This window comes from Micromonospora haikouensis, assembly GCF_900091595.1.
GTDB lineage: Bacteria > Actinomycetota > Actinomycetes > Mycobacteriales > Micromonosporaceae > Micromonospora > Micromonospora haikouensis.
This window is the reverse complement of sequence record NZ_FMCW01000047.1, coordinates 2,067-12,037: the sequence shown is the minus strand read 5'-3', so window position 1 is coordinate 12,037 and position 9,971 is coordinate 2,067. Positions and strand designations below refer to the sequence as shown.

Genomic DNA, 9,971 nt, shown 5'->3' with positions numbered 1-9,971 from the left:
TACGTGGGTACGGGCACGTCGGGCAGTGTGCTGTCGGGGCGGGTGGCGTACACGTTCGGCCTGGAGGGGCCGGCGGTGACCGTGGACACGGCGTGTTCGTCCTCCCTGGTCGCGCTGCACCTGGCGGCGCAGGCGCTGCGGTCGGGGGAGTGCGACCTGGCCCTGGCCGGCGGCGTGACCGTCATGGCCACCCCGGGCACGTTCATCGAGTTCTCCCGGCAGCGCGGGCTGTCGCAGGACGGGCGGTGCAAGTCGTTCGCCGCCGCCGCCGACGGGACGGGCTGGTCCGAGGGCGTCGGCATGCTGCTCGTCGAGCGGTTGTCGGACGCCCGCCGCAACGGGCATCGGGTCCTCGCCGTGGTGCGGGGTACGGCCGTCAACCAGGACGGGGCGTCGAACGGTCTTACCGCGCCGAACGGTCCGTCGCAGCAGCGCGTCATCCGGCAGGCCCTCGCCAACGCGCGGCTGACCCCGGCGGACGTGGACGCCGTCGAGGCGCACGGCACGGGCACGACGCTGGGTGACCCGATCGAGGCGCAGGCGCTGCTCGCCACGTACGGCCAGGGGCGGGAGATGCCGCTGTTGCTGGGGTCGATCAAGTCGAACATCGGGCACACGCAGGCGGCGGCCGGTGTCGCCGGGATCATCAAGATGGTCATGGCGATGCGCCACGGGGTGGTGCCGCCCACCCTGCATGTGGACGAGCCGTCGCCGCACATCGACTGGACCGCGGGGGCGGTTGCCCTGGCCACCGAGGCGACGCCGTGGCCGGTGGTGGACCGGCCGCGTCGGGCGGCGGTGTCGTCGTTCGGGATCTCCGGGACGAACGCGCACGTGATCATCGAGCAGCCTCCGGCGGAGGTCGTCGAGGGTGTCGTGGTGGAGCGGGTGGTCCCGCCGGTGGTGCCGGTGCTGCTGTCCGCCCGCACCGATGGGGCCCTGGCGGGTCAGGCGGGTCGGTGGGCCCGGTGGCTGGCAGGTGACGGGTCTCTTTCCGCGCTGGATGTGGCGTGGTCGTCGGTGACGACGCGTCCCGCCCTGGAGCAGCGGGCCGTCGCCCTGGTCGCCGACCGGGACGGCCTGCTCGCCGCGCTACAGGCGCTCGACGGCGGCGACCCCTCCGGGGCGATCGTCACCGGCACGGCCACCGAACGCGGCCAGCTCGCGGTCCTCTTCTCGGGCCAGGGCGCGCAGCGCGCCGGCATGGGCCGGGAGTTGGCGGAGGCGTTCCCGGTGTTCGCCGCCGCGCTGGACGAGGTGTGCGCCGGGCTGGACCCGCTGCTCCCGCAGCCGCTCAAGGGGGTGCTGTTCGCGGCGGAGGGTTCCGCCGAGGCCAACCTGTTGGACCACACCGTCTTTACGCAGGCCGGCCTGTTCGCGGTCGAGGTGGCCCTGTTCCGGCTCGTCGAGTCGTTCGGGGTGGTGCCGGACTTCGTGGGCGGCCACTCGGTTGGTGAGATCACGGCCGCGCATGTAGCCGGGGTGCTGTCGCTGGCCGACGCGTGCGCACTGGTGGCGGCGCGGGGTCGCCTGATGCAGGCGTTGCCGGCCGGGGGCGGGATGCTCGCGGTGGCCGCGGCCGAGGAGGAGGTGGCGGAGTCGATCGCCGGTCGGGCTGACGTCGGGATCGCGGCCGTCAACGGGCCGTCGGCCGTCGTGGTCTCCGGTGCGGTCGCGGCGCTGGGCGAGGTCGAGCAGCTCTGGCAGGGCCGGGGCGTGCGCGTCCGCCGGCTGACCGTCAGCCACGCGTTCCACAGTCCGCTGATGGAGCCGATGCTCGCCGAGTTCCGGGCCGTCCTCGACGGGCTCGACTTCGCCGCGCCGCTGGTGCCGGTGGTGTCGAACCTGACCGGGGCGCTCGCTACCGGCGACGACCTGCGGACCGCCGACTACTGGGTGCGGCACGTGCGGGAGGCCGTCCGGTTCGCCGACGGCGTCGCCGCGCTGCGCGCCGCCGGGGCGGACACGTTCCTGGAGGTCGGGCCGCAGAGCGTGCTGACCGCGCTGGCCGCCGACGTGCTGCCCGGCGATGAGGGTGTGCTGACCGTCGCGGCCCAACGCCGGGACCGGCCCGAGGCGACCGCGCTGCTGGCCGCCCTGGCCGAGCTGCACGTCAACGGGGTGCCGGTGTCATGGCGGCAGTGGTTCGCCGGGGCAAACCCGCAGCGCGTCGACCTGCCGACGTACGCGTTCCAGCACCAGCGGTTCTGGCCCGAAGCTCTGCCGCGCCCCCGGAAGGACACCGACGGCGGCGGGGACGCCGAGTTCTGGGCCGCCGTCGAACGCGGCGACCTGACCGCCCTCGCCGCCCAACTCGGCGACGACGCCGACCTGGACGCGCTCAGCTCGGCCCTGCCCGCGCTGTCGCACTGGCGGCAGGCGCGCACCCGCGACACCGCGCTCGACGGCTGGTCGTACCGCATCGGGTGGGAGCCCGTGCGGCCCGCACCGGCCGCCGGGCTGACCGGCCGGTGGCTCGTCGTCACCGTCGGCGGCGGCACCGACGCGGGCGTCGCGAAGACGCTCACCGAGTCCGGCGCGACCGTCGACACGCTGACCGCCCCGCTGTCCCTCGACCGGGCGGAGCTGGGCGAGCGGCTGCGCCGCACCGGCGTCGACGGCTGGGCGGGCGTGCTGTGCGTGCTGCCCCGGCAGGACGAGTCCCTCCCGGACGCGCCGGGCGTGCCGGCCGGCACGGCGGCGCTGCTCGCACTCGTCCAGGCGCTGACCGACACGGGCCTGCCCGGCCGGGTGTGGGCGCTCAGCCGCGCCGCCATGCCGGTCACGGCCGGCGAGCGGGCCGCCGACGCCTGGGCGGCGCTCGCCTGGGGCCTCGGCCGCGCCGTCGCCCTGGAACAGCCCGACCGCTGGGGCGGGCTGGTCGACCTGCCCGCCCGCGCCGACCGCAGCACCCGCGCCGCGCTCGTCGCGGTGCTCGCCGACGGCACCCTGGACCAGGTGGCGGTACGCCGCAACGGCGTCTTCGGCCGGCGGCTCGTGCCCGCCGCGCCGCCGGTGGGGTCGGGGTGGCGTCCGTCGGGGACGGTGCTGGTGACCGGTGGTACGGGTGCGTTGGGTCGGCACACGGCCCGGTGGTTGCTGGCCAACGGGGCGGCCGAGGTGGTGCTCGCGTCCCGGCGTGGCCCGGAGGCCCCCGGTGCCGCCGAGCTGGTCGAGGAGCTGCGGAGGGCCGGGGCGGTGCGGGTCGTCGCCTGCGACGTCACCGACCGGGAGGCGGTCACCGCCCTCGTCGCCGGCCTGCCCGCGCTCACCGCCGTCGTGCACACCGCAGGCGCGTCCGGCGGGACCGCCCCGGCGTACGAGGTGACCGCCGCCGACCTGTCGGCGACCCTCGCCGGGAAGGTGCTCGGGGCCCTGCACCTGGACGCCGCCTGCCGCAGCCGGGACCTCGACGCGTTCGTCGTTTTCTCCTCCGTCGCCGGCGTCTGGGGCGGCGGCGGCCAGGCCGGCTACGCCGCCGGCAACGCCCTGCTCGACGCCCTCGTCGCCGCCCGCCGGGCCGAGGGGCTGCCCGCCACCGCCCTCGCCTACGGGCCGTGGGCGGCCGACGGCATGGCCGCCGGGGAGACCGCCGAGGGCCTGCGCCGCCGCGGCTTCACCCCCCTCGCGCCCGAGGCCGCCGTCGCGGCGCTGGGCCGCTGGGTCAACGCCCCCGAGCCCGCGCCGGTCGTCGCCGAGGTCGACTGGTCCCGGTTCGTCGCCGCGTTCACCGCGGCCCGGCCGAGCCGCCTGTTCGACCGGGTCGCCCCGGCCCCCGCCCCCGAGGCGCAGCGGCCGGAGGCCGACGCCGCCACCAGCGGCCTGCAGGCGCGGCTCGCCGCGCTGCCGGCCACCGGCCAGGAGAACCTGCTGGTCGACCTGGTACGCGCCGAGGCGGCGGCGGTGCTCGGGCACGACTCCACCGACCAGGTGCCCGCCGGCCGGGCGTTCCGGGAACTCGGCTTCGACAGCCTCGCCGCCGTGCAACTGCGGGACCGGCTGGGCCGGGCCACCGGGCTGACCCTGCCGTCGACCGTCGTCTTCGACCATCCGTCGGCGGCGGAGCTGGCCCGGTTCCTGCGTACCGAACTGGTGGCCGGCGCGGCCGACGGCGGCCCGGCGGTCGGGGTGGTCGCGGCCCGGCCGGCGGCCGACGAACCCATCGCCATCGTCTCCATGGCCTGTCGCTTCCCCGGCGGCGTGTCGTCGCCGCAGGAGCTGTGGGAGCTGCTGCTCGACGGCGGCGACGCGATCGGGCCGATGCCCACCGACCGGGGCTGGGACCTCGCCGCCCTGTTCGACTCCGACCCGGACCGGGTGGGCACCAGCTACGCCCGCAGCGGCGGCTTCCTCGACGGCGTGGCCGACTTCGACGCCGCGTTCTTCGGCATCAACCCCCGCGAGGCCCTGGCCATGGACCCGCAGCAGCGGCTGCTGCTGCACACCACCTGGGAGACGTTCGAGCGGGCCGGCATCGACCCGCACCGGGTACGCGGCTCCGCCACCGGCGTCTTCATGGGCACCAACGGGCAGGACTACGCGACCCTGCTGCTGGGCGCCCGCTCCGAGGTGGAGGGCTACCAGGCCACCGGCAACGGCGCGTCCGTGGTGTCCGGCCGGCTGGCGTACTCGTTCGGGCTGCACGGGCCGGCGGTCACCGTCGACACGGCGTGCTCGTCGTCGCTGGTCGCCCTGCACCTGGCCGCGCAGGCGCTGCGCTCCGGCGAGTGCGACCTGGCCCTCGCGGGCGGCGTGACCGTCATGTCGACGCCGGGGGCGTTCCTGGAGTTCTCCCGGCAGCGCGGCCTCGCCGCCGACGGTCGGGTCAAGGCGTTCGGCGCGGACGCGGACGGCACCGGCTGGGGAGAGGGCGTCGGCGTCCTGCTCCTGCAGCGCCTCTCCGACGCCCGCCGCGACGGCCGCCGGATCCTGGCCGTGGTACGCGGCTCCGCCGTCAACCAGGACGGCGCGTCCAACGGGCTCACCGCCCCGAACGGGCCGGCGCAGCAGCGGGTGATCCGGCAGGCCCTCGCCAACGCCGGGCTCACCCCGGCCGACATCGACGCCATCGAGGCCCACGGCACCGGCACCACCCTCGGCGACCCGATCGAGGCGCAGGCGCTGACGGCCGCGTACGGGCCGGACCGACCCGCCGACCGCCCCCTGTGGCTGGGCTCGGTGAAGTCGAACATCGGGCACACCCAGGCGGCGGCCGGCGCGGCCAGCCTGATCAAGATGGTGCTCGCCCTGCGGCACGGCACCCTGCCGGCGACCCTGCACGCCGACGAGCCGTCGCCGCACGTGGACTGGGCGGCGTCCCCGCTGGCGCTGCTCACCGAGGCCCGCCCGTGGGACGCCGACGGCCGCCCCCGCCGGGCCGGGGTGTCGTCGTTCGGCATCTCCGGCACCAACGCCCACGTGATCCTCGAACAGGCACCGGCGGAGGAGCCGGTCGACCCCGCTGCGTCCGTCGAGCCCGTCGACCCCGCCGGGTCCGCCGGCCTCGCCGGGCGGTCGGCGGCGGGCGGCGCGGCGCTGCCCTGGCCGGTCTCCGCCGCCACGGCCGCCGGGCTGCGCGACCAGGCCGACCGGCTGGCCCGCCGGCTCGCCGACCCGGCAACCCCGGCCGGCTCCGACCCGGCAGTCGCGGGCGGCGGTACGGCCGACGCCGGCACGGTCGGTGTCGACGCGACCGACGCCGGGGCGGTGGCCTGGGCGCTCGCCGAGGGCCGAGCGCACCTGACCCACCGGGCGACGGTCGTCGCCGCCGACCCGGAGACCCGGCTCGCGGCGCTGCGGGCCCTCGCCGCCGGCGGAACCCACCCCGCCCTCGTCGGGCCCGCCCCGACGGCGACGGGCGGCACCGCCGTCCTGTTCTCCGGTCAGGGCGCGCAGCGTGCCGGCATGGGCCGGGAGTTGTACGCGGCATTCCCGGTGTTCGCCGCCGCGCTGGACGAGGCGTGCGCCCACCTGGATCCGCTGCTGCCGCAGCCGCTCAAGCCGGTGCTGTTCGCGGACGCGGGTTCCGCCGAGGCGGCGTTGCTGGACCAGACGGTGTTCACGCAGGCGGGCCTGTTCGCGGTTGAGGTGGCCCTGTTCCGCCTGGTGGAGTCGTTCGGGGTGGTGCCGGACTTCGTCGGGGGCCACTCGGTCGGTGAGATCACCGCCGCGCACGTGGCCGGGGTGTTGTCCCTGGCGGACGCGTGCGCCCTGGTTGCGGCGCGGGGTCGCCTGATGCAGGCGTTGCCGGCGGGCGGCGGGATGCTGGCGGTCAACGCGGCCGAGGCCGACGTGTTCGCCTCGATCGCCGGTCGCGCCGACGTCGGGATCGCCGCCGTCAACGGGCCCACGTCGGTGGTCGTCTCCGGGGCCGTCGGGGCCCTCGACGAGATCGAGCGGGCCTGGCGGGACCGGGGCGTCCGGACGCGCCGGTTGACGGTGAGTCACGCGTTCCACAGCCCGTTGATGGAGCCGATGCTGGCCGAGTTCCGGGCGACCCTGGAGACGCTCACCTTCGCCGCGCCGCTGGTGCCGGTGGTGTCGAACCTGACCGGGGCGCTCGCCACCGGCGACGACCTGCGCACCGCCGACTACTGGGTGCGACACGTCCGGGAGGCCGTCCGCTACGCCGACGGGATCGCCGCGCTGCGCGGGGCGGGCGTCGACACGTACCTCGAAATCGGCCCCGCCACCGTGCTCACCGCGATGAACGCGGAGCTGCTGCCCGACGACGCCACCGCCGTGGCCGCCCTGCGGGCCGGCGTGCCGGAGCCGGCGGCGCTGCTCGCCGCCCTCGCCACCCGCTACGCGACCGGCCGGGACCTCGACTGGGCGGCGCTGCTCGCCCCGCTCGCCGGCCCCCGGCCCGCCCCGCGTGACCTGCCGGAGCTGCCCACGTACGCGTTCCAGCCGCAGCGCTACTGGCCCACCCTGACCACCGGGCCGGCCGGCGGGGCGGACCGGGCCGACGCCGCGTTCTGGCGGGCGGTCACCGACGGCGACCTGGACCGGCTCGGCATCGACACCAGCCAGCCGCTGCGGGACCTCCTGCCGGAGCTGGAGTCGTGGCGACGCCGCCAGCACGAGGACGACACGATCGGCGGCTGGCGTTATCGGGTCACCTGGCGGCCCCAGCGGCTCACCGCCGGGGAGCCGGGCACCTGGCTGGTCGTCGCGCCGCCCCGGGAGGCCGCCGACGCGGTCGCCGACGCGCTGCGCGCGGGTGGGGCGGCCGTGCACCTGCTCACCGTGGACCCGGCGACCGTCGACCGGGACGGCCTCGCCGCCGACCTGGCCCTGGCCTGCGCGACGCACCAGCCGACCGGGCTGCTGTCGCTGCTCGCCCTCGACGAGGCCCCGCACCCCGGGCAGGACGCCCTGCCCGCCGGCCTCGCGGCGAACCTGCTGCTGTTGCAGGCGCACACCGGTCTTCCGGCCGAGGTGCCGCTGCCGCTGTGGCTGGCCACCGCCGGTGCCGTCGCCACCGACGACGCGCCGGCCGCCCGGCCGTGGCAGGCCACCACCTGGGGCCTCGGCCTGGCCGCCGCCCTGGAACACCCCCGGCACGTCGGCGGCCTCGTCGACCTGCCCGGCACGGTCACCGCCGACCTCGCTGCCGGGCTGGTCGCCGCCCTCACCAACGCCGAGGGGGAGGACCAGCTCGCCGTCCGCGCCTCGGGCGCGTACGCGCGGCGGCTGGTCCGGGCCACCGACCCGGCCGACGGTACGGGCGGCGGCTGGACGCCGCACGGCACCGTCCTGGTCACCGGCGGGGAGGGCACCGTCGCCGGCCATGCCACGGCCTGGCTGGGCCGGCAGGGCGCGGCCGTGGTGCCGCTGGACCAGCCGGCCGGCGGGAAGCTCACCGACCGGATGGCGCAGCTCGCCGCCGACGGCCGCCCGGTGACGGCCCTGTTGCACGTGCCGGCCGACACCGGCACCGTGCCACTGGCGGAGCTGACCCTCGCCGGCCTCGCCGCCGACCTCGCCGCCACCGTCGGCGACATCCCCCGCTACGCCGACGAGCTGGAGGGCGCGGCCCTCGGCGCGCTGGTGCTCTGCTCCTCCACCTCCGGGGTGTGGGGCTCCGGCGGGCGGTCCGGCCAGGCGGCCGGCGACGCCCTGCTCCAGGTCCTCGCCGAGAACCGGCGGCGGACCGGGCTGCCGGTGGCGTCGGTGGCGTTCGGCCCCTGGGCCGACGGGCTCGCCGACGCCGACCTCGACCAGCTCAGCCGGCGGGGCCTGCCCGGCATGGCCCCCGACCTGGCGACCGCCGCGCTGCGGCAGGCCGTCGTCGACGGCGCGCAGGTCGTGGTGGCCGACGTACGGTGGGACCGGTTCGTGCCGGCCATCGCCGCCGTCCGGGCCCGCCCGCTGTTCGGGGAGGTCCCCGAGGCCCGGGAGGCGCTGCGCGGCTTGCACGACGCCGAGCCGGCCGACGACGGGGCCGCCGACGCGCTGCGGGACCGGCTGCGCCCACTCACCGACGCCGAACGCGACGCCGTGCTCGTCGACCTCGTCGCCGCCCAGGCGGCGGCGGTGCTCGGCCTGCCCGACGCCGGTGACCTCGGCCCGGGGCGGGCGTTCCGGGAGGTCGGCTTCGACTCGATGACCGCCGTGGAGCTGCGCAACCGGCTCCGGGCGGCCACCGGGGCCACCCTGCCGGCCAGCGTCGTCTTCGACTACCCGACGCCGCTGGCCCTGGCCCGCCACCTGCGTACGCTCGTCGTGGCCGACGGGGCGACGGCCACCGAGGGGCTGCTGTCCGAGCTGGAGAAGCTGGACGGGCTGTTCGCCGCCAGCGCCCCCGACCAGCTCACCCGGCAGAAGCTGCTGGTGCAGATGCAGGCGTTCCTGGCTCGCTGGGGCGACGACCGGCCGGCGTCGGTCGACGCGCCTGTTGCGCCGACGCTCGACGGGGCCAGCGACGCCGAGCTGTTCGACTTCATCCACCGGGAGCTGGGCGGCCCCGACGGCAACCTGGGTGGGGCCTTCTGACCGATTCGACCGCCTGGTGAGCCTTCGCTGGTGGTCGGCGTGGAGAACGACAGATAGACCCCAGGCCGCCCCTTGCCGGGTGGCCTGGGGTCAGGGCCGCCTCCGGCGGGTGCCAACGACTCCGGGATGGAGTTGCCGAACGGTTGCGGGCGTGGGTGGTGGGGTGGGATGCCATCCCGTCCACCGCCGATCCAGGCAGAGCCGAGCAGACCAGAGCCAGGGCGACAAGGTCGTTCGTCCGGCGGAGCCCTCCACCTTGTCGCCCTGGCCCGCTCCACGGTGTGTGGGTCGGCGGCGGAGGGATGGCAGGAGCGGGGGCGCGGTGCGCGCCAGGCGCGGCGAGTCAGCGGTACCTTGTCATCAGCAACTGGGCGGCATGGGCGGAGGGATCTTGGGCGGGCAAGTGAATGAAATCGACGTTGTTGATCTTTAGCGGTGCAGGTCAGGAAGTCTGTTCCCCGCGCACGCGGGGGTGATCCGATGAACTCCGTCTCGGCGGTGCACGTGTCCGCCTGTTCCCCGCGCACGCGGGGGTGATCCCGGGGTACGGTTGTATTCCTAACCTCGATTCCACTGTTCCCCGCGCACGCGGGGGTGATCCTATTTTGCGCTAGATAAGCGTGTTCCTCAGGCCCTGTTCCCCGCGCACGCGGGGGTGATCCCATCCCGACCTGGAGCAGCGCGATGCCGGCCAGCTGTTCCCCGCGCACGCGGGGGTGATCCGTCCTGGATCTCCCACTTGGCGACGTCGCGCTGCTGTTCCCCGCGCACGCGGGGGTGATCCCGCTGCGACGAGCACGGCGTCGGCACCTTCGCCCTGTTCCCCGCGCACGCGGGGGTGATCCCTCCACCGGCCAGGCGCGGGCCCGGTGGGCGGCCTGTTCCCCGCGCACGCGGGGGTGATCCCGACGTGTGGGAGCAGGTGCCATGACGAAGTCCCTGTTCCCCGCGCACGCGGGGGTGATCCCAGCGCG

At 76.6% G+C, this 9,971-nt stretch carries 1 protein-coding gene and 1 CRISPR repeat array; the gene reads left to right on the top strand.

Going from position 1 to position 9,971, the window contains the following annotated elements:
• A partial coding sequence (locus GA0070558_RS30415) for a type I polyketide synthase (protein ID WP_141722375.1) occupies positions 1-8,997 on the top strand: 8,997 nt, incomplete at its 5' end.
• Between the two features lie 451 nt (positions 8,998-9,448).
• Positions 9,449-9,964: a CRISPR direct-repeat array (repeat unit 28 nt; unit sequence CTGTTCCCCGCGCACGCGGGGGTGATCC).
• Positions 9,965-9,971 lie beyond the last annotated feature (7 nt).